This window comes from Microbacterium sp. Se5.02b, assembly GCF_019464375.1.
In the GTDB taxonomy this organism is placed as follows: Bacteria; Actinomycetota; Actinomycetes; order Actinomycetales; family Microbacteriaceae; genus Microbacterium.
In genome coordinates this window covers 2,459,113-2,478,994 of record NZ_CP080491.1, presented here as the reverse complement: position 1 = coordinate 2,478,994, position 19,882 = coordinate 2,459,113, and the positions used below count along the sequence as shown (strand labels likewise).

The 19,882-nt window shown below is 67.8% G+C and carries 14 protein-coding genes and 3 pseudogenes; 13 read left to right on the top strand and 4 right to left on the bottom strand.

Annotation, left to right across the window (positions count from 1 at the left end; translation table 11 throughout):
* Window positions 1-31 precede the first annotated feature (31 nt).
* Entirely contained in the window at window positions 32-1,864 is a 1,833-nt protein-coding gene (locus K1X59_RS12280) for a long-chain fatty acid--CoA ligase (protein ID WP_183150305.1), read from the bottom strand.
* A 152-nt stretch (window positions 1,865-2,016) separates the two neighbouring features.
* On the opposite strand from K1X59_RS12280, the gene K1X59_RS12275 reads away from it, so the two are divergent.
* Complete coding sequence (locus tag K1X59_RS12275; protein WP_183152827.1) at window positions 2,017-2,706, top strand: 1-acyl-sn-glycerol-3-phosphate acyltransferase; 690 nt, start codon at window positions 2,017-2,019, stop codon at window positions 2,704-2,706.
* Between the two features lie 48 nt (window positions 2,707-2,754).
* A complete protein-coding gene (locus tag K1X59_RS12270; RefSeq protein ID WP_183150304.1) occupies window positions 2,755-4,095 on the top strand; it encodes a class II 3-deoxy-7-phosphoheptulonate synthase in 1,341 nt (446 codons plus the stop codon).
* Window positions 4,096-4,160: 65 nt separating this feature from the next.
* Here the strand turns inward: K1X59_RS12270 and pknB are convergent.
* Together pknB and K1X59_RS12260 are read right to left on the bottom strand one after the other, a co-directional pair.
* Window positions 4,161-6,114 (bottom strand): annotated as a pseudogene (gene pknB / locus K1X59_RS22905) (Stk1 family PASTA domain-containing Ser/Thr kinase).
* Between the two features lie 77 nt (window positions 6,115-6,191).
* Window positions 6,192-7,379, bottom strand: coding sequence for a LysM peptidoglycan-binding domain-containing protein (locus K1X59_RS12260; protein WP_258566830.1), 1,188 nt, complete (start codon window positions 7,377-7,379; stop codon window positions 6,192-6,194).
* Between the two features lie 129 nt (window positions 7,380-7,508).
* On the opposite strand from K1X59_RS12260, the gene K1X59_RS12255 reads away from it, so the two are divergent.
* Window positions 7,509-7,868: an Rv2175c family DNA-binding protein gene (locus tag K1X59_RS12255; protein ID WP_345941066.1), complete on the top strand. Its 360-nt coding sequence runs from the start codon at window positions 7,509-7,511 to the stop codon at window positions 7,866-7,868.
* Between the two features lie 12 nt (window positions 7,869-7,880).
* Here the strand turns inward: K1X59_RS12255 and K1X59_RS12250 are convergent, their stop codons facing one another.
* Entirely contained in the window at window positions 7,881-8,969 is a 1,089-nt protein-coding gene (locus K1X59_RS12250; protein ID WP_396652541.1) for a polyprenyl synthetase family protein, read from the bottom strand.
* A 97-nt stretch (window positions 8,970-9,066) separates the two neighbouring features.
* Between K1X59_RS12250 and K1X59_RS12245 the strand changes: the two genes are divergently transcribed.
* From K1X59_RS12245 to K1X59_RS12200, 10 genes and pseudogenes are all read left to right on the top strand, one after another.
* The gene (locus K1X59_RS12245) at window positions 9,067-9,441 is read left to right on the top strand and encodes a DUF3040 domain-containing protein (RefSeq protein WP_183150301.1); all 375 of its coding nucleotides are present in this window, start codon (window positions 9,067-9,069) and stop codon (window positions 9,439-9,441) included.
* Between the two features lie 252 nt (window positions 9,442-9,693).
* A complete protein-coding gene (gene mraZ, locus K1X59_RS12240) occupies window positions 9,694-10,125 on the top strand; it encodes a division/cell wall cluster transcriptional repressor MraZ (RefSeq protein WP_017830220.1) in 432 nt (143 codons plus the stop codon).
* 102 nt (window positions 10,126-10,227) lie between these two features.
* The gene (rsmH, locus tag K1X59_RS12235; RefSeq protein ID WP_183150300.1) at window positions 10,228-11,166 is read left to right on the top strand and encodes a 16S rRNA (cytosine(1402)-N(4))-methyltransferase RsmH; all 939 of its coding nucleotides are present in this window, start codon (window positions 10,228-10,230) and stop codon (window positions 11,164-11,166) included.
* A 318-nt stretch (window positions 11,167-11,484) separates the two neighbouring features.
* Window positions 11,485-11,724 (top strand): hypothetical protein, encoded by a 240-nt coding sequence (locus K1X59_RS21480; protein ID WP_258566829.1) that lies wholly within the window; start codon window positions 11,485-11,487, stop codon window positions 11,722-11,724.
* A 27-nt stretch (window positions 11,725-11,751) separates the two neighbouring features.
* Entirely contained in the window at window positions 11,752-13,530 is a 1,779-nt protein-coding gene (locus K1X59_RS12225; protein WP_183150298.1) for a penicillin-binding protein 2, read from the top strand.
* A 27-nt stretch (window positions 13,531-13,557) separates the two neighbouring features.
* Window positions 13,558-14,969, top strand: a pseudogene (gene murF / locus K1X59_RS12220) (UDP-N-acetylmuramoyl-tripeptide--D-alanyl-D-alanine ligase).
* On the top strand, window positions 14,966-16,072 hold the full coding sequence (gene mraY / locus K1X59_RS12215; RefSeq protein ID WP_183150297.1) for a phospho-N-acetylmuramoyl-pentapeptide-transferase: 1,107 nt from the start codon (window positions 14,966-14,968) through the stop codon (window positions 16,070-16,072). Before murF ends, mraY begins: the two are co-directional and overlap by 4 nt.
* Window positions 16,062-17,597, top strand: coding sequence for a UDP-N-acetylmuramoyl-L-alanine--D-glutamate ligase (murD, locus tag K1X59_RS12210; RefSeq protein WP_183150296.1), 1,536 nt, complete (start codon window positions 16,062-16,064; stop codon window positions 17,595-17,597). The genes mraY and murD overlap by 11 nt, the downstream gene beginning before the upstream one ends.
* A complete protein-coding gene (gene ftsW / locus K1X59_RS12205) occupies window positions 17,566-18,771 on the top strand; it encodes a putative lipid II flippase FtsW (RefSeq protein WP_183150295.1) in 1,206 nt (401 codons plus the stop codon). The genes murD and ftsW overlap by 32 nt, the downstream gene beginning before the upstream one ends.
* Window positions 18,768-19,876 (top strand): annotated as a pseudogene (locus tag K1X59_RS12200) (UDP-N-acetylglucosamine--N-acetylmuramyl-(pentapeptide) pyrophosphoryl-undecaprenol N-acetylglucosamine transferase). The gene ftsW and the pseudogene K1X59_RS12200 overlap by 4 nt, the downstream one beginning before the upstream one ends.
* Window positions 19,877-19,882: the final 6 nt, after the last annotated feature.

The window sequence follows — 19,882 nt, the reverse complement described above, 5'->3', positions numbered from 1 at the left end:
CGCGCGGGGCCCTTCCTCATGCTCGGAGTGGTCAGCCGCCGATGGCGACGTTCGTCGTGGCGACGGGCTCGTCGTAGATCGCGGCGATCTCGTCGGCGAAGTCGTTCATGATGATGTTGCGCTTGATCGACAGCTTCGGCGTCAGGTGCCCCGAGGCCTCGGTCCACTCGGAGTCGAGGATCGTGAACTTGCGGATCGACTCCGCACGGGAGACGTGCGCATTCGCGGTGTCAACCGCGCGCTGCACCTCGGCGCGCACCGCGGCGTTCTTCGAGGCGTCGACGAGGGACATCTTGGCGTCGAGGCCGTTGTTCGCGAGCCAGGTCGGCAGCATCTCCGGGTCGAGCGTGACGAGGGCCGAGATGAACGGTCGCTGGTCTCCGACCACGACGACCTGACCGATGATCGGGTTGGCGCGGATCGGGTCCTCGAGCGCGGCCGGGGCGACGTTCTTGCCGCCGGCGGTGACGATGATCTCCTTCTTGCGGCCGGTGATCGTGAGGAACCCCTCGGAGTCGAAGCTTCCGATGTCGCCGGTGTGGAACCAGCCACCCTCGCTGAAGGCTTCGGCTGTGGCTTCGGGGTTGTTCCAGTACTCCTTGAACACGTTGATCCCGCGGACCTCGATCTCGCCGTCATCGGCGAGACGGACGCCGACGCCGGGGAGCGCGGGGCCGACCGTGCCGATCTTCGACTTGTCCGCCAGGTTCACGGTGGCGGGCGCGGTCGTCTCGGTGAGGCCGTAGCCTTCGAGGATGACCACGCCGAGGCTGTGGAAGAAGTGACCGAGACGGGAGCCCAGGGGAGCGGAGCCCGAGACGGCGTACACGACGTTGCCGCCCATCGCCTCCCGGAGCTTGCTGTAGACGAGCTTGTTGAACAGGGCGAACTTCAGCTTCGTCCCGAACGGGATCTTCTTGCCCTGCTCGAGGAGCTTGGAGTGCTCGATGGCGACGTCTGCGGCGGCGCGGAAGATCTTGCCCTTACCGCCTGCTTCGGCCTTCTGCTCCGCCGAGTTGTAGACCTTCTCGAACACGCGGGGGACCGCGAGCAGGAAGGTCGGCTTGAACGATCCGAGTGCCGGCAGGAGCTGACGGGTGTCCGGCTGGTGCCCGGTACGCACGCCGGCGTGGATGTCCAGGATGGAGATGAACCGGGCGAACACGTGCGCCGTCGTGATGAAGAGAAGCGTGGAGGCGCCGGGCGTCTGGACGACCGCGTCGAGAGCCTTCGCGGAATTGCGGGAGAGCTCGACGAAGTTGCTGTGGGTCAGTACGCAGCCCTTCGGGCGGCCGGTCGAGCCCGAGGTGTAGATGAGGGTCGCGATGTCGGACCCGACGGCGAGGGAGCGACGCCGCTGGATCTCGTCGTCGGACACGGACGCGCCCTGGGCGGTGAGGGTGTCGATCGCGCCGAGGTGCAATTGCCACACCTCGCGGATGAGGGGGAGGTCTCCGCGCACCTCGTCGACCCTGGCGAAGTGCTCAGGAGACTCCACGATCAGCGCGATCGCCCCGGAGTCTTCGAGGATCCACTGGATCTGCGACGGGGAGCTGGTCTCGTAGATCGGCACCATCACCGCGCCGGCGTAGAAGAGGGCGAAGTCGACGAGCGTCCACTCGTAGGTCGTGCGGGCGAGGAAGCCCACCTTCTCTCCCGGCTGGATGCCTGCGGCGGCGAAGCCCTTCGCGAGCGCGATCACGGCCGTCTGGAAGTCGGCGGCGGAGATGTCGCGCCAGCCGTCTCCTTCGGGCACGGAGAACAGCGCGCGATCCGGCGTGGCTTCCACGCGCTTGACGAGAAGGTCGGCGACGTTCGCGTCGGGATCGGCGGGGACGATCGCGGGGACTTCAAACTGGACCACGGCAGCTCCTTCGGTACCGGTCGGGCGGGGGTGCGATTTCGAGTCTAGGGCATGGAACCCGGTCGCGCCGGGGGTGAGACTGGGTCGCTCGTATGCGAGTGGCGACGGATGCACCGAGGCGCACGACGGCGGCGGCGCTAGACTTCACCTCGATGTTCTACTGGCTGATGAAGTACGTGGTGATCGGGCCCGTGGTCAAGGCGGTCTTCCGCCCGTGGATCGTGGGGCGCAAGAACGTGCCCGCGAGTGGCGCGGCGATCCTCGCGAGCAATCACCTGTCGTTCGCCGACTCGATCTTCCTGCCGCTGGTGATCGACCGTTCCATGTCGTTCCTGGCGAAGAGCGACTACTTCACCGGCCGAGGTGTCAAGGGCTGGGCGACGAAGTTCTTCATGAAGGCCACGGGCCAGATCCCGATCGATCGCTCCGGCGGCAAGGCGTCCGAAGCCTCTCTCAATACCGGGCTCCAGGTGCTCGGCGGCGGCGACCTGCTGGGCATCTACCCCGAGGGCACCCGGAGCCCCGACGGCAAGCTCTATCGCGGCCGCACCGGCATCGCCCGGATGGCCCTCGAGGCGAAGGTCCCGGTCATCCCCGTGATCATGGTCGACACCGACACGGCGATGCCGATCGGTCAGCGACTGCCCCGCATCGTCCGCGTCGGCATCGTGATCGGAGAGCCGCTCGACTTCTCCCGGTACGCGGGGATGGAGAACGACCGCTACATCCTGCGATCGGTCACCGATGAGATCATGGTCGCTCTGCAGCGTCTCGGCGAGCAGACCTACGAGGACGTCTACGCCTCCACTGTGAAAGACCGCCTCCCCGCCCGCGTCACATAGCCTCGCACGCGCGTCTGCGCGGTTCTCGCGACCACTAGGCTGGAACGCATGCTCCCGCACCACATCGACGCCCTTGATGCATGGCGCTCGCTTCCCATCAAGCAGCAGCCGCAGTGGCCAGACGCGGACCGCGTCGCCGACGTCTCCCGTCAGATCGCGGCCCTGCCGCCGCTCGTGTTCGCCGGTGAGGTCGACAACCTCCGCGACCGCCTCGCGCGCGCCGCCTCAGGCCAGGCCTTCCTCCTCCAGGGTGGCGACTGCGCCGAGACGTTCGCCGGTGCGACCGCCGAGCAGATCCGCAACCGCATCAAGACGGTGCTGCAGATGGCCGTGGTGCTGACGTACGGCGCCTCGATGCCGATCGTCAAGATGGGACGCATGGCCGGGCAGTTCGCCAAGCCGCGTTCGAGCGACACCGAGACCCGCGGCGAGGTGACGCTGCCGGCCTACCGAGGCGACATCGTCAACGGCTACGACTTCACCGAAGGGTCCCGCACAGCGGACCCCGGCCGGCTGCTCCAGGGGTACCACACGGCCGCGTCGACGCTGAACCTGATCCGCGCGTTCACGCAGGGTGGGTTCGCCGACCTCCGCGAGGTGCACTCCTGGAACAAGGGCTTCGCACAGAACCCGGCCAACCAGCGCTACGAGCGCATGGCGGCCGAGATCGACCGCGCCATCAAGTTCATGGAGGCCGCGGGAGCCGACTTCGACGAACTCAAGCGCGTCGAGTTCTTCACGGGCCACGAGGGCCTGCTCATGGACTACGAGCGTCCGATGACGCGTATCGATTCGCGCACGGACACGCCGTACAACACTTCGGCGCACTTCCTGTGGATCGGGGAGCGCACCCGTGAGCTCGACGGCGCGCACGTCGACTACTTCTCCAAGATCCGCAACCCGATCGGCGTCAAGCTCGGACCGACGACCACTCCGGAGACGGCGCTCGAGCTCATCGACAAGCTCGATCCGGAGCGCGAACCCGGCCGTCTCACGTTCATCACCCGCATGGGAGCCGGCAAGATCCGCGACGCCCTGCCGCCGCTGCTCGAGGCCGTCCGCGACTCGGGTGCGCAGCCGCTGTGGGTCACGGACCCGATGCACGGCAACGGCATCACCACGCCGACCGGTTACAAGACACGGCGGTTCGACGACGTCGTCGACGAGGTGCGCGGATTCTTCGAGGCGCACCGCGCCGTTGGCACGTTCCCCGGCGGCATCCACGTCGAACTCACCGGTGACGACGTCACCGAGTGCCTCGGCGGCTCCGAGCAGATCGACGAGGCCGCCCTCGCGACCCGGTACGAGAGTCTGTGCGACCCGCGTCTGAACCACATGCAGTCGCTCGAACTCGCCTTCCTCGTCGCCGAGGAGCTCGAGAAGCGCTGAGACACCCAGAGACACACGAAGAGGGGCCGGAACAACTGTTCCGGCCCCTCTTCGTGTGTCCGCCGTCAGCCGGAGAAGCTCATCGTCAGGGTGATGGTGGTGCCCTTGCGCTGGGCATCGGTCGGGCTGTAGGACTCGACCTTCGTGTTCTCGTTGGCGAAGAGGTCCCACACCGAGTCCGGGAGGCCTGTGCCGCTGGTATACGCCCATTTGAATCCGGCATCGTTCAGGGCGCCGGTCGCCTCGTCGCGGGTCATGCCCGAGACGTCGGGCACGTCGAACAACGGCGGTCCCTGCGAGACGATGAGCTGGACGGTCTCGCCGGGTCGCCAGGCCCCGGCCTCGGATCGGTCGGCGATCCCGATGACGCGATCTTTCCCGATGCTGTCGCTGGTCTGGTAGAGGTTCTCCGGATTGACCTTGAGTCGCTTGCCGGTGAGGGCGTCCGTCGCCTGGGCGACGCTGAGGTCGCTGACATCGGGCACCGGCCCGAGGGACACCTGGATCGTCGCGGTGTCCTGCTCGTGCACCGTGCACCCCTCGGCGCACGCGAACGCGTCCCCGCCGTCGCGCGGGGTGACCCGCACGTTGATGACCTTGCCGGCGTCGAGGTCGCCGAAGTACTCCTCGTCGTCGGTGATCTGGAGGTTGGCGGCTTCGAGGGATGCTCGCACGTCTTCGACGGCGACACCGGCGACCGCACTGATGTCGTGTGCGGCGGGCCCGGACGACACGATGACCGTCACGGTCGTCCCCTTGTCGAGTCGGGTGCCTTCTCCCGGGTCGGTCTCGATCACCGAACCGGCTTCGACGTCGACCGACGACTCGTCCTTCTGTGTCGGGACGAAGCCGGCATCCACGAGCACGGCTGCGGCCTCGTCGTACGTGGAACCGGAGACGCCGGGCACCGCGACGAGGGAGCCGGGGCCGGAGCCGAACCACCAGCCGACGCCGCCGGCGAGCATGGCCAGCAGCAGGACGAGAGTGAGGAGGAACGCTCCGCGCGCGGCGTTTCGCCGCGCGTCGACGGAGAAGCGTGGCGTTGTCGAGCGCGGCAGGCGCCGGAGCAGCAGGGTCGGCGATCACCATGGTGCCTGGCATGACCTTGGTGAGGTCGCCGGAGTCGGACGAGCTGTGCTGCGGGGCGGTGGCCCTGGCAGCGACAGGGGCGATCCCCAGGTCGCGTTCGATCTCGCGCAGCCGATCGAGCATCTGCTGCGCGTCGTCCGGACGTTCGTCGGGTGACTTCTCGGTGGCCCACAGCACGAGCTCGTCGAGTTGTTCGGGGACTGCGGGGTTGCGCACGCTCGGGCGTGGCACCGACTCCGTGGCGTGCTGGAAGGCGATCTGCATCGGCTGCTCGCCCTTGTACGGCTGCTCGCCGACGAGCATCTCGTAGAGCATGATGCCGAGCGCGTAGATGTCGCTGCGGGCATCGGCCGTGCCACGGGTCACGAGCTCGGGGGCGAGATAGGCGATGGTGCCCAGCAGCTGCTGTCCGGTCGCCGTGTTCGCTGTGGTGGCGCGCGCGAGTCCGAAGTCGCCGATCTTGATGCGTCCGTCTTCGGCGAGGAGCACGTTCTCGGGCTTGACGTCACGATGCACGATTCCGGCCCTGTGGGCAGCGGACAGCCCCGCGAGGATGGCGTCCATGATCGTGATGGTCTGCGGGATGGTCAGTCGCTTCTGCTCGCGCAGCAGTTCCCGCAGCGTGATGCCGGGCAGGTACTCCATGACGAGGTAGGCGAGTTCGCCGTCCTGCCCCTGATCGAACACGTTCACGACGTGGGGATCGGCGAGGCGGGCTGCCGCGCGGGCCTCTTGGATGAAGCGGCTCTGGAACGCGGAGTCGTCGCTGAGATGCGCGTGCATCACTTTGAGGGCGATGCGTCGTTCGAGGCGGAGGTCGGTGGCGACGTAGACCGTGGCCATTCCGCCGCGGGCGATACGTGCGCGCACGCGGTAGCGGCCGTCGACAAGCCGCCCGATGAGGGGGTCGGCCTGCTGATTGGTCGTCACGTCAGAATTCTATGGAGAACTGCCTGAAAGACAGGGGAGCGGCTCACCCCTCGCTCCGGCGGGTTTTCAGAATGTCGTCAGCTGTAGACGGCGAGCCAGGCATATGCTTGCGTCTCCCACTGCCCGTATTTGTCGGGATAGGCCGAGATCTGCACGGCCTGGGCTGCGGCGGTGAAGGGCATGCTCTCCCAGCCGGGGATGTCCAGGAGTCCTCGAGTGAGGTGTCCGTTCGGGTCGCCCTGCCCTCCGTAGAACACTCGCGCGCTGCGCTCCGCGTCCATGATCTGCGCGGGCGTTCCCCATCCCGTGCTGGGGCGCTGCTGGAAGATCCCCAGCGAATCGCGGTCACCCCAGTCGAGGTTGCGCAGCCCCGACTCGACCATGCCGGTCGCGAGGGCGATGGCGATGGCGCGATCGGAGACGCCGAGCTCGCGTCCGACCCGGATGATGAGAGCGGCGTTCGATGCCTGCTCGGCAGAGAGAGTGGCCGAACGCTGCCCGGTCGATGACGAGGCCGCCGCGGGGGTCGGCGCCGCCTTGACGATGAGCTTCTGGCCCGGGTAGATGATCGACGACGGTCCGAGACCGTTCAGCGCGAAGAGCGTCTTCGTCGAAGTGCCGTGCTTTTGTGCGATGGCGAAGAGCGTGTCGCCGGCGACGACGGTGTGTGCAGCAGCGGCGGCGGGAGCTGCAGCAGGCGAGGGAGCCGCTGCGGCGGCAGGGGCCGCCGGGGCAGCCGCCTGTGCGGTCGATGAGCCGGATACGGCGAGGGTCTGGCCGGGGTAGATCACCGATGCGCGCGTGAGCCCGTTCGCCGCGAGCACGGCGTCGACCGTCGTGCCGTGCTTCTGTGCGATCGCGAAGACGGTGTCACCCGCGACGACCGTGTGTGTCTTCGCTGTGGGGGCCTGAGCCGGTGCGGGCGCAGGTGCCGACGTCGTCTTCAGCGTCAGGGCCTGGCCGGGATAGATGACCGAGCGCCAGGACAGGCCGTTCCAGGCGAGGACGTCCGCAGTGCGCAACCCGAACCTCGCTGCGATCGACGAGATGGTGTCTCCGGGCTGCACGACATAGTTCGATGGTGCGGTCTGTGTGGGCACGAAGCGCACGGGCGCGAGGTCCCGTTCGACCGCACGGAGGTCGGTGGCGGTGGTGGACGCGGTGGCCGGCACAGCGGTGAGAGACGCCGCGAGGGCGCCGAGCACGGCCGCTGGCAGGCCGATCTGCACACTTCGCGTGCGACGTGCGGCGGTCTTGGTAGTCAAGGCTGGCCCCCTTTTCGAGCACTTCACGCTGACACGGATGTAAACAGAAGTCAACAGAAGTGACGCGAGTGAAGGATGTGACTGGAGCGTCGACATGCGACGACAGGAAGGAGGTGACATAGTGGCATCGTGTCTGAGAACGTTGCCGGAACCCCCTCCGCCGCTGCTGTCGAGTGGCTGACGATGCCCGACCTCGTCGAGGTGCTCGATGAGCCCCTCGGTCGCGTGCGCCGCCTGATCGATGAGCATTACCTGGTCGGATCCCGTCGTAGCGGCGTCTTCGCGGTGCCGGCGGTGTTCATCGTCGACGGGCATCCGCTCAGCTCGCTGCGGGGAACCATCATCGTGCTCCAGGACGCGGGCTTCTCCGACGATGAACTGATCGACTGGCTCCTCACGGAGGAAGAGAGCCTCGGCCGCTCGCCGATCGATTCGCTGCTCGCCGGACACAAGAGCGCCGTCCGCCGCCTCGCGCGCACCCTCGCCTGACGCGAGCGGTCCTCAGGCGGAACGGACCGTGGCTGCTCTGGCGAGCTCGCGCAGTTCGCCTACCGCCGCGTTGTCGAGTCGGGTGCCCGTGAGGGCACGGTCAGCCTCTCGCGCGTAGTCCGCGATCATGGTCTCCACCCGGTCGAGAGCGCCGGAGTCGGTGATCGTCGCCTGCAGAGACGACACCTGCGCGGGCGTCAGCTCCGCATCTCCGAGCATCTCGTCCAGGAGATTCCGCGCAGACGGGTCCAGCTCCTGGCGGGTGAGGGCGACGAGCACGGTGCGCTTGCCCTCGCGAAGATCATCGCCGGTGGGCTTCCCCGTGAGAGCGGCATCGCCGAACACGCCGAGGACGTCATCGCGCAGTTGGAACGCCATACCGACCGGGTGCCCGAAGCGCCGCAGGGCATCGAGCTGATCCGCGTCCGCGCCGGCGAGTGCGCCTCCGAGCACGAGCGGCTGCTCGATGCTGTACCTGGCGGACTTCAGCGACGCCACTCGCAGCGCCCGCTCGGCGTGGCTGCGCGGATCGTTGACGCTCCATGCGGATTCCTCGGCGATGTCGAGGAACTGCCCCGTCGTCACGTCCCGTCGCATCTTCGCGTACTCGGACCGCACCGCTCGCGCGTGCGGATGCCCGTCCAGCGCCGACTCCAGCAGGTCGTCGCTCCAGGCGACGAGGAGGTCGCCGAGCAGGACAGCCGAGGCGCGGCCGAAGGCTTCGGCATCGCCTGACCACCCGGATGAGCGGTGCGACTCCTCGAGGGCACGGTGTGCGGCCGGGCGGCCGCGGCGAGTGTCGGAGTTGTCGATCAGATCGTCGTGCACGAGCGCGGCCGACTGGAAGATCTCCAGCGACGTGCAGATGTCCCAGAGGACGTCGTTCTCGGTCGCGCGGCGGTCGTCGAAACGTGAGACGGCTCGCCAGCCGGCATGGCAGAAGCGTGCGCGCAGGCGTTTGCCTCCCTCGAGCGTCGCGGCGGCGGCGTCGAGGAACGCGGCGGCGTCGGGTCCGTGATCCGAGGATTCCTCTCGCATGCGTGCGAGGAAGTGGTCGAGACGAGCGGCGACGGCGCCGGGGACAGGGGAGGGAGACGGCACGACTCCCAGCATACGTAAAGGATGGGGAGGGCCTACGGCTAGCCCCGGACGCCTCGGCGCGCGTACACTGGAAGGCACGATACCCGAGGGGGACGAAATGCCACTCTCCGAACAGGAGCAGCGTCTGCTCGATGAGATGGAACGCCATCTCCTCCACAATGATGCCGACGTCGTCAGCGCGCCGTCAGGTGATCGCGCACTGAGCTACCGAAATCTCGTCTACGGTGCTCTGCTCCTGCTCGCCGGGGTCGGCGGCCTCGTGGCCGGCGTGATCCTCGGTGGCGTCTGGGGCATCGTGGTCGGCGTCATCGGATTCGCGGCGATGCTCGGTGGTGTCATGGTCGCCGTCACGCCCGTGCGACGATCGAGCCCGGCGGAGCCCCGTGAGCGCTCCACGACCAAGCGACAGGAATCCGCCTCGTTCATGGATCGCATGAACGACCGATGGGACCGACGCCAAGACGGACACTGATCCCCACAGAACTTAACGACAGAAGCCCGGATGCTGAGCATCCGGGCTTCTGTCGTTAACCCTTCGTCGCATTGACCACGGATTCCCTCCACTGGTCCTCCACCACGCTCCACCGCGGAATTCTGCGGTTCTTGGGAGTGTTCTTCGGCGTACCCACATGTCCGCGGCCGATTGGTCGTAGGTAAGTGGAGGAAAGTGGAGTAAAGTGGGGCGCAACCTCGAGTTGGCCGGACGCAGAGGGGGTGATGGCCGATGTTGCTGGGTACGCATTCTCCGAAGCTGGACGACAAGGGACGGGTCATCCTTCCCGCGAAGTTCCGCGAAGACCTCGGCGGCGGCATCGTCGTCACCCGAGGCCAGGAGCGGTGCCTCTACGTGTTCAGCACGGCCGAGTTCGAGGCGATGCACGAGCGGATCCGTCAGGCGCCGCTCGCGAACAAGCAAGCGCGTGACTTCATGCGTCTGTTCCTCTCCGGTGCGAGTGCGGAGATGCCCGACAGTCAGAACCGCATCACCATCCCCGCGCACCTCCGCCAGTACGCGGGACTGCAGAAGGAGCTCATCGTCACCGGAGTCGGCGCCCACGCCGAGATCTGGGATGCCGAGAGCTGGAACGCCTACCTCGCCGCCGGCGAGGAGACCTACTCCGACCTCGAGCAGGAGGTGATTCCGGGACTCTTCTGACCGTGGCTGTGATGCCCCGCCGCTCCCGCCCCGACACACTTCCCCGGTGCCGGGTCGAGAAGCGGAGGGGGATCAGAGCCCACGGTCACCCCGAGAAGGATCATGAACCTCCGCGACATCCATACCCCCGTCCTGCTCGACCGCTGCGTCGAGCTGCTCGCCCCCGCCCTCCATGCGGACGGAGCGGTGCTCGTGGATGCCACTCTCGGCATGGGCGGACATTCGGAGGCCCTTCTGGAGCGCTTTCCGAACATCCGGTTGATCGGGCTCGATCGCGACACCGACGCGCTGCGCATCGCGGGGGAGCGGCTCGCCCGCTTCCGTGACCGCATCACCCTGGTCCACGCCGTGTACGACGAGATCGGGCTGCATGCGCAGGGCGCGGCAGGAGTCCTCTTCGACCTCGGCGTCTCCTCCCTTCAGCTCGACGAGGCCGAGCGGGGATTCGCCTACTCGAAGGATGCTCCGCTCGACATGCGGATGGACCAGACGAAGGGCGTCACCGCCGCCGACGTGATCGCGACATACAGCGAGGGCAATCTGCGACGCATCTTCGAGCGCTACGGCGAAGAGAAGCTCGCCGGTCGGTACGCGCGCTTCATCATCGACGCGCGCCAGAAGCAGCCGATCACACGCTCGGGCGAGCTGGTCGAGATCCTCATCGCCGCGACGCCCGCCGCCGCTCAGCGCGCCGGTCACCCGGCGAAGCGCGTGTTCCAGGCGCTCCGCATCGAGGTCAACGCCGAACTCAACGTTCTCGCCGACGCGATCCCCTCCGCGATGGACGCCCTCGCGGTGAGCGGGCGCATCGTGGTGATGTCGTACCAGTCGCTCGAGGATCGTCTGGTCAAGCAGGCGTTCGCGGCGGCTGCCGCCTCGACCGCACCCGCCGGGCTCCCCGTCGAGCTCCCCGAGCACGCTCCGCGTTTCCGCATCCTGACCAAGGGCGCAGAACTCGCCGATGACGACGAGCGCGCGCGCAACCCGCGCGCGATCCCGGTGCGCCTGCGCGCCGCCGAGAAACTGCGGGAGAGCGCATGAGCCTGAATGCCGTCGTACGGAAGCCGACACAGCCGATCGCGCCGACACGCGAGCCGCAGCGGCGTCTGCAGCCCGTCACGCGACCGGCCGTCCGCCGCAAGCCCAAGCTCGCGTACGCCCTCGTCGCTCTGGCCGGGGCGCTGGCGATCGGCGCCGCGCAGGTCGGGCTGTCGCTCGCGATCACGCAGGACTCCTTCACCCTCGCCGGGCTCTCCTCCCAGCAGCGCGAACTGGACCTGCGCACGCACGCGCTCCAAGAGGAGCTCACCGGGCTCAGTTCGCCGCAGGTGCTCGCGAGCAGCGCCGCAGGCCTCGGGGATGGTGGTGGCCGGGTCGCCGTCGTACCTGCGCCTCAGCGACGGTGCCGTGTTCGGCACCGGTGCGGGTGCGGACTGGACGTCGACCGTGAACCCCGTCGGCGTGGGAGCCGTGAGCAACTCCTTGATCGTCGAGCCTCCGCCCGCGGAGACCACGACCGACGAGGGAGCGACCAAACAGACGACCCAGGAACTCCCGCCGGCGATCACCGACGGGCTTCCGAGCCCTTCCACCCACTGAGCCGAACACGATCGACGGAGAGATCCCATGACGACACGAGCCACCCGCGGTCCGCGGCGACGCACCGTCGTCGCCCTCGCGGTCATCCTTTCCGTGCTGGCGGCCTTCGTGGTGCGACTGGTCGACATCCAGGTCGTGAGCGCCGACGAGCACGTCTCGCAATCGTTGACCAAGATCGGCGTCGGCGAGACGATCTCGGGACAGCGGGGCTCGATCGTCGACTCGGGCGGCACCGTTCTGGCATCGAGCGTGATGGTCTACGACGCGCAGCTCAGTCCGAAGGTGATCATGCAGCTCGAAGAGAACGATCCTCGACTGCCCTGGGCTGAAGCCGCCGACAAGATCGCGGCCATCACCGGACAGACGGGCGACGAGGTCCGCGCGCTCGTCAGCGACGCACTCGCGAAGGATTCGCAGAGTCAGTACGCCCCGCTCAAGAAGTCCCTCACCACCGAGCAGTACATCGAGCTGCGCGACCTGAAGCGAGAGAACAACCTCGCCTACCTGCACATGGAGGGCCGGGAGACCCGGGTATACCCGAACGGTGCGGTCGCCGGAAACATCCTCGGATTCCTCGACAGCTCGGGGGCAGCGCAGGCCGGGATCGAGCAGTTGGGCGAGGGCTGCCTCGCACCGACCGACGGCGAGGAGTCCTATCGCACCGGTGCCAACGGCGTCGTGATCCCGGGCAGCGAGCGCACGGTGCCGGCGGTCAACGGCGGTTCGGTGCAGCTGACCCTCAACAGCGACCTGCAGTGGTACCTGCAGCAGATGATCGGCGAAGAGGCCCAGAAGCAGGGGGCCAAGGGCGGCACCGTGACGGTCGTCGACGTGAAGACGGGCAAGATCAGGGCGGCAGCGGAGTGGCCCTCCCTCGACCCCAACGACCTCGACTCGTCCACACCCGAGACGCGATACAGCCAGATCTTCCACAAGGATTTCGAACCCGGATCGACCTTCAAGGCGATCACCGCCGCTGCCGCGATCGAAGGCGCCGGGCTGACCCCGCTCAGCACGGTCAGCGCCGCATCGCGCGAGACCTTCCCCAACGGCGCTGTCATCAACGACGCGTTCAGCCACCCGGCATACAACTACACCCTCGCCGGCGGACTGATCGACTCGTCGAACGTCGCGCTGTCGAAGTTCGGCACCATGGTGAGCCCCGAGGTGCGATACGACTACCTGCAGCGCTTCGGTGTGGGACAGAAGACGATCGACTTCCCCTCGGAGGTCGGCGGTCTGCTGCACCCCGTCAGCGAGTGGGACAGCCAGTCGCTGTACACCACGACCTTCGGCCAGTACTACTCGGTCACGGCGGCACAGCTCGCCGGCGCGTACCAGGCGATCGCGAACGGCGGCGAGAAGATCGACCTGTCGCTCGTGGAATCCTGCACGGCCGAGGACGGCACGGTCGCGACGCCCGAGAAGCCGAAGCACGAGCAGATCATCAAGGAGCAGACGGCGGCCGAGCTCACTCGGATGCTCGAGAACGTGGCGGTCCAGGGTGGCAACGCCGATCGCATCCAGGTTCCCGGCTACCGCGTGACCAGCAAGACCGGTACGGCGCAGGTGTCGGACGGGAACGGCGGCTACAAGGCCGGGGTGTATTACACGAGCATGGTGGGGTTCGCTCCGGTCGATGACCCGCAGTACGTCGTCGTGGTCACCCTCGACGAGCCGACTAAGGTTGTATCGTCCGCGGCCACCGCATCCGCCTTCCAGAAGGCGATGACGCAGGTGATGAAGACCTATCGCGTGATGCCGTCCTCTGTCCCGATGGACGCGCTCCTTCCCAAGTTCGGATAGTCGGCGAGAGCCGCGCATGGAGATGAAATGATCGCCCTGACGCTCGCTGAGATCACCGCCGCTGTCGGCGGTGATCTGCGCGTTGCCGGAGATGATTCGGCCGAGACCGTCGTGGACGGTGTCGTCGACACCGACTCGCGCTCGATGGTCCCCGGATCGATCTTCGTGGCGAAGCCGGGCGCAGAGACGGACGGGCATCGCTTCGTCGGCGCCGCTGTCGAGGCAGGAGCCGTGCTGGCCATCGTCGAGCACGTCGTCGACGTGCCCGTAAGCCAGATCGTCGTCCCGGATGCCGTCGCGGCGCTCGCCGATCTCGCCCGTGAAGTCGTCGCCCGGGTCAGGGCCGGTGGCGGCCTGCGCATCATCGGCATCACCGGATCGAACGGCAAGACCACCACCAAGAACTTCCTCGCGCGCATCCTGCAGGATGAGGGCGAGACCGTCGCCCCGGTGAAGTCGTACAACAACGAGGTCGGCGCTCCCGTCACCATGCTCCGGGTCACCGAGAGCACCCGCTACCTCGTGAGCGAGTTCGGGGCGGCGGGTCCGGGGAGCATCGCGCACCTCGCCGGCCTCGTCGAGCCGGACATCGCCGTCGTGCTGATGGTCGGCCTGGCGCATGCGGGAGGGTTCGGAGGAATCGAGGCGACCGCGAAGGCGAAGTCCGAGCTCGTCTCGGCTGCACGCGTGCCCGGCACGGCCGTGCTCAACGTCGACGACCCCGGGTGTCTGCGATGCAGGAACTCGCGACCGCCCGCGGGCTGAACGTGGTCGGCTTCGGACAGAGCCCCGCCGCCGCGGTGCGGGCCTCCGACGTCACGGTCTCGGCGGCCGGTACGTCATGCACCATCGAGGTCGCGGATAAGCGGTTGCCCCTGCGGCTGCAGGTGCTCGGCGCGCATCATGTCACCAACGCCCTGGCAGCGATCGCCGCCGCGGTCGTGCTCGGGGTCGCGCCCGCCGATGCGGTCGCGCGCCTGGAGACGGTGGAGATCGCGGAACGGTGGCGGATGCAGCCCCTCGGCAACGACCGCGTCCGGATCATCAACGACGCCTACAACGCGAGCCCCGATTCGATGGCGGCGGCACTGCGCACGCTCGCGCAGATCTCCGGCCCCGAGGAGCGCACGGTCGCGGTCCTCGGCGCCATGAGCGAGCTCGGAGAGAGTGCGGGCGAGGAACATGACCGGATCGGTCTGCTCGCCGTCCGGCTCAACATCCGGCGCATCGTCGTCGTGGGTCCTGAGGCGCGTCGTCTGTATCTTGCGGCGGTGGGCGAAGGGTCGTGGGACAGCGAGGCCGTGCATCTGCCCGATCAGGATGCGGCGTACGAGTACCTCCGCGGCGAACTCCGCGACGGCGACCGCGTGCTCGTGAAGTCATCCAATTCCGTGGGCCTCAGGCATCTCGGCGATCGTCTGGGAGAATTGTTCTCGTGAGGTCACTCATCATGGCGGCGGCGATCTCGCTCGCCTTCACCCTGTTCCTGACTCCCGTCTTCCTCCGACTCTTCCGGAAGTGGGGCTGGGGGCAGGTCATCCGCACCCCGGAGTCCGTCCACAACCCGAGCCACGAGGCGAAGCGCGGCACCCCCACGATGGGCGGCGTGATCTTCATCGTCGGCTCGATCGTGGGCTACTTCACCGGTGTCTACGTCAGCGGCGAGGTACCAGCGCTCTCGGCGATCCTGGTGATCTGGCTGATGGTCGGCTTCGGCGCAGTGGGATTCATCGACGACTACATGAAGGTCCGCAGCCAGCGCAGCCTCGGCTTGTCGGGCTGGCGCAAGGTGATCGGCCAGTTGGTGGTCATCATCCCCTTCGGCATCGTCGCCCTGAACTTCCCGAACAAGTGGGGGCAGCTGCCGGCGAGTGCGTCGATCTCGCTCTTCCGCGACATCACCTGGCTCAACCTGTTCGCCTTCGGCATCGTGCTCGGGTGGATCCTCTACCTCGTCTGGATCTCGATCATCGGTGTCGCGACGTCGAACAGCGTCAACCTGACGGACGGCCTCGACGGGCTCGCTGCTGGAGCCGGAGTCATCGTCGTCGGCGCCTACAGCGTGATCGCCTTCTGGCAGTTCAAGCAGCCCTGCATCGGCGGCGATCCCGACGCGCTCGGCGGATGCTACGAAGTGCGCGACCCGTTCAACCTCGCGATCATCGCCGCCTCGTTCGCGGCAAGCCTGATCGGGTTCCTGTGGTGGAACGCCCCCAAGGCGAAGGTCTTCATGGGCGACGTGGGCTCGATGGCGATCGGCGGCGTCATCACGGCGATGGCGATCCTCACCCGCACCGAGCTTCTCCTGCTGGTGATCGCCGGTGTGTTCGTCCTGTCCTCCGGGTCCGTCATCCTGCAGCGGGCGTACTTCAAGATCACGCGCGGCAAGCGCCTGTTCCTCATGAGCCCTTTCCATCACCACCTCGAGATGCGCGGCTGGTCGGAGGTCACGATCGTCGTGCGCATGTGGATCATCGCCGGCCTGCTGGCGGTCTCGGCCGTCGGTCTCTTCTACGTCGAATGGCTCACCCGTGTCGATTGAGCGCATCGCCGGGCTGACCAGCTGGCACGCCGACTGGCGCGGGCTCAGAGTCGCGGTGCTCGGGCTGTCGATGACCGGCTTCTCCGCGGCTGACACGCTCGCAGAGCTCGGGGCCGATGTGTTCGTGTTCAGCGAGTCCGCCGAAGAGGAGTACGAGCGTCTGGTCCCCGTGATCGGTGCCCGGCTCGAACTCGGTCCCCTCGCCGCGGTCCCCGCCGCGCTGTCGGCCTTCGACCCCGAGGTGGTGATCGCCTCTCCCGGTTTCTCGCCGTCGCATCCGATCATCCGTTGGGCCCAGGAGTCCGAGGTCCCGATCTGGGGTGACGTGGAGCTCGCGTGGCGGGTGCGCGACAAGGTCCTCCGCGCCGACGGCACGCCTGCCGACTGGGTGCTCATCACCGGGACGAACGGCAAGACGACCACGACTCAGCTCACCGCCGCACTGCTCGTGGAGGGGGGACTCCGGGCCGCACCATGCGGGAACATCGGCGTCCCGGTGCTCGACGCCGTACGCGACCCTGGAGGCTTCGACGTCCTGGCGGTCGAGCTCTCGAGCCATCAGCTCTGGTACCTCGGCCAGTCGCGGCCCGAGGGGGAGCTGTTCCCGTACGCGGCCGTGTGCCTCAACCTCGCCGACGATCATCTGGTCTGGCACGGCAGCGCACAGGCCTATCGCGACGCCAAGGCGGTCGTGTACCGCAACACCCGGATCGCCTGCGTGTACAACAAGGCGGATGAGGCCACACGGCTCATGGTCGAGGAGGCGGAGGTCGTCGAGGGGGCCAGGGCGATCGGCTTCGACCTCGGCATCCCCGGCCCGAGCGACCTCGGCATCGTCGAAGGGCTCGTGGTCGACCGCGCGTTCCTCGACGACCGCGCGCGCAGCGCTCTCGAACTCACCACGGTCGCTGCTCTGGACGAGGCGGGGCTCGCGGCTCCGCACATCGTGCAGAACATCCTCGCCGCGAGCGCTCTCGCACGATCGCTGGGTGTGGAGCCGGAGGCGATCCACGATGCGCTGCAGTCGTTCCAGCTGGACGCCCACCGCATCCAGGTCATCGCACGGTTCGGCGGCATCACCTGGGTCGACGACTCGAAGGCCACGAACCCGCATGCCGCCGCCTCGTCGTTGCGGGCCTACCCCGGTGCGGTGTGGGTCGTGGGCGGAGATCTCAAGGGCGTCGACATCGCCGATCTGGTCGCCGATGTCGGCGGGACGGCGCGTGCCGCGGTCGTGATCGGCGTCGAGCGCACCGAAGTGGTCGCGGCATTCCGGCGACACGCGCCGACGGTCCCCGTGTTCGAGGTCGATGCTGGCGAGACTGATCAGGTCATGATCCGGGTCGTGGAGATCGCGTCGAGGATCGTCGAAGGCGAGGGCACAGTCCTGCTGGCCCCGGCTGCGGCGTCGTTCGACCAGTTCACCGGTTACGCGGATCGAGGGCATCGCTTCGCGGAAGCGGTGCGGAATTGGATAGACCGGGGGAGCGCCGATGACGCAGGTGTCCCGCCCTCCGCGTTCTGAGTCCGGCGGACTCGCCGCCAGGGTCTCGCTCGGCCGCCGGTTCACGCCGGTGTCGACCGAGTTCCTCCTGATCGCGTCCACCGCCCTGCTGTTGACGCTCTTCGGCCTGGTGATGGTGCTGTCCGCCACCAGCGCGACCGCCGTGGCAAGCGGCAACGACCCGATGGGCGGTGTCCTCCGCCAGGGGGTGTTCGCCCTGCTCGGGGTCCCGCTCATGTTCCTGATCAGCCGCACGCCGGTCGCGTTCCTCAAGAAGATGGCGTGGCCGGCGCTGTTCGGCGCCGTCGCGCTGCAACTGCTCGTGTTCACGCCGCTGGGCATCGCGGACGGCGGAAACCGGAACTGGATCCAGATCGCCGGCTTCACGCTCCAGCCTTCCGAGTTCCTCAAGCTCGCCCTCGCCCTGTGGATCGCGGCCGTGCTGCTGCGCAAGCAGGCGATGTTGGGCACGTGGCACCACGTCTTCATCCCCGTGATCCCGGTCGGTGCTCTGGCGATCGGAACCGTGCTCGCGGGCAAGGACCTCGGCACCGCGATGGTGCTGGTGCTCATCCTGCTCGGGTGTCTCTTCTTCTCAGGGGTCAAGCTCCGACTGTTCATCATCCCGGTGGTGCTCGGCGTCGCCGCGGTGCTCGCCTACGCGCTGTCGAGCCAGGACCGTATGCGCCGCATCACGGCGACCTGCGACAACATGGCCCTGTACGACACCGACTGCTACCAGTCGATCCACGGCATCTGGGGGATGGCGTCCGGGGGCATCTTCGGACTGGGCCTCGGCAATTCGCAGGAGAAGTACGGTTGGCTGCCCGCCGCGGGCAACGACTTCATCTTCGCGATCGTCGGCGAGGAACTCGGACTCATCGGGTGCATCGTCGTGCTCGCGCTGTTCACGTTCTTCACGGTCGGCGCCTTCCACATCATCCGGAAGACGCCGGACGCCTTCATCCGCGTCGCCGCTGGTGGTATCACGGTGTGGATCGTCGGTCAGGCCGTCTTGAACATCGGCGTCGTCATCGGCGTGTTCCCGGTGATGGGTGTGCCTCTTCCCTTCATGTCCCAAGGAGGCACGGCCCTGCTCGCCGTGCTCATCGCGTGCGGTGTCCTGCTCGCCTTCGCGCGCACGATTCCCGTGACCGAGAAGCAGTCAGCCGGCCGGGGTAGGGTCACCAGGTGACTTCGTATCTCCTCGCCGGCGGTGGCACCGCCGGCCATGTGAACCCCCTGCTCGCCGTCGCCGACGCCCTCCGTGAACGCGATGCCGATGCGGCTGTGCTCGTGCTCGGCACGGCAGAGGGACTGGAGTCTCGACTCGTCCCCGCGCGCGGATACGAACTGCTCATCGTCGACAAGGTCCCCTTCCCCCGCCGTCCGAACAGGCAGGCTGCCGCTTTCCCGCTGAAGTTCCGCCGCGCCATATCGCAAGTGCGTGCGCACATCCGCGCCCACGATGTCGATGTGGTGGTGGGCTTCGGTGGGTACGCCTCGGCGCCCGCTTATGTGGCCGCCCGTCGTGAGGGCGTGCCGTTCGTGGTGCACGAGGCCAACGCCAAGCCCGGACTCGCCAACGTCCTGGGCGCCCGCCGTGCCGCCGGCGTCGGCGTCGCGTTCGAGGGCACGCCGTTGCGTGGCAGCGAGGTCGTCGGCATGCCGTTGCGCCAGGAGGTCATCGCGCTCGATCGCGCGGCGACGCGGGCCGAAGCTGCGGCGTACTTCGGCCTCGACGCGGATCGCCCCGTCCTGCTGGTCTTCGGAGGATCGCTCGGCGCGCAACGACTCAACGACGCCATCGCGGGGTCCTGGCGGGACGTTCTGGAAGCCGGATGGCAGTTGCTGCACGTGACCGGCGAGCGCAGCGACCTGCCCGATCCGGGGTGGAGGGATACGCGCTGCGGCGCTACGTCGACCGCATGGACCTCGCTTTCGCGCTCGCAGACCTCATCGTCTCGCGGTCGGGGTCGGCGACGGTGAGTGAGGTCAGCGCCCTGGGAATCCCCGCTCTCTACGTGCCGTACTCGGTCGGCAACGGCGAACAGCGTCTGAACGCGGCCTCTGCGGTGGCCGCGGGAGCCGCTCAGCTCCTCGATGACGCTTCCTTCGACGGGGATGCCGTTCGGCGGATCGTGATCCCTCTGCTGGGAGACCGGGAACGGATCGATCGGATGGCCGCGGCAGCCGAGACCGCGGGGACCCGCAACGGCACCGCGAATGTGATCTCGTTGATCGACCGCGCGTTGGGTGCCGCCGGTGCGATCGCCTCGACGGAACGAAAAGTAGACTGAAGCGGA

Bases quoted from the DNA above. Each gene is read 5' to 3' on its own strand.
- K1X59_RS12275 (WP_183152827.1), top strand. From the start codon at position 2,017: ATGTTCTACTGGCTGATGAAGTACGTGGTGATCGGGCCCGTGGTCAAG.
- K1X59_RS12270 (WP_183150304.1), top strand. From the start codon at position 2,755: ATGCTCCCGCACCACATCGACGCCCTTGATGCATGGCGCTCGCTTCCC.
- K1X59_RS12245 (WP_183150301.1), top strand. From the start codon at position 9,067: ATGCCACTCTCCGAACAGGAGCAGCGTCTGCTCGATGAGATGGAACGC.
- mraZ (WP_017830220.1), top strand. From the start codon at position 9,694: ATGTTGCTGGGTACGCATTCTCCGAAGCTGGACGACAAGGGACGGGTC.
- rsmH (WP_183150300.1), top strand. From the start codon at position 10,228: ATGAACCTCCGCGACATCCATACCCCCGTCCTGCTCGACCGCTGCGTC.
- K1X59_RS21480 (WP_258566829.1), top strand. From the start codon at position 11,485: ATGGTGGTGGCCGGGTCGCCGTCGTACCTGCGCCTCAGCGACGGTGCC.
- K1X59_RS12225 (WP_183150298.1), top strand. From the start codon at position 11,752: ATGACGACACGAGCCACCCGCGGTCCGCGGCGACGCACCGTCGTCGCC.
- ftsW (WP_183150295.1), top strand. From the start codon at position 17,566: ATGACGCAGGTGTCCCGCCCTCCGCGTTCTGAGTCCGGCGGACTCGCC.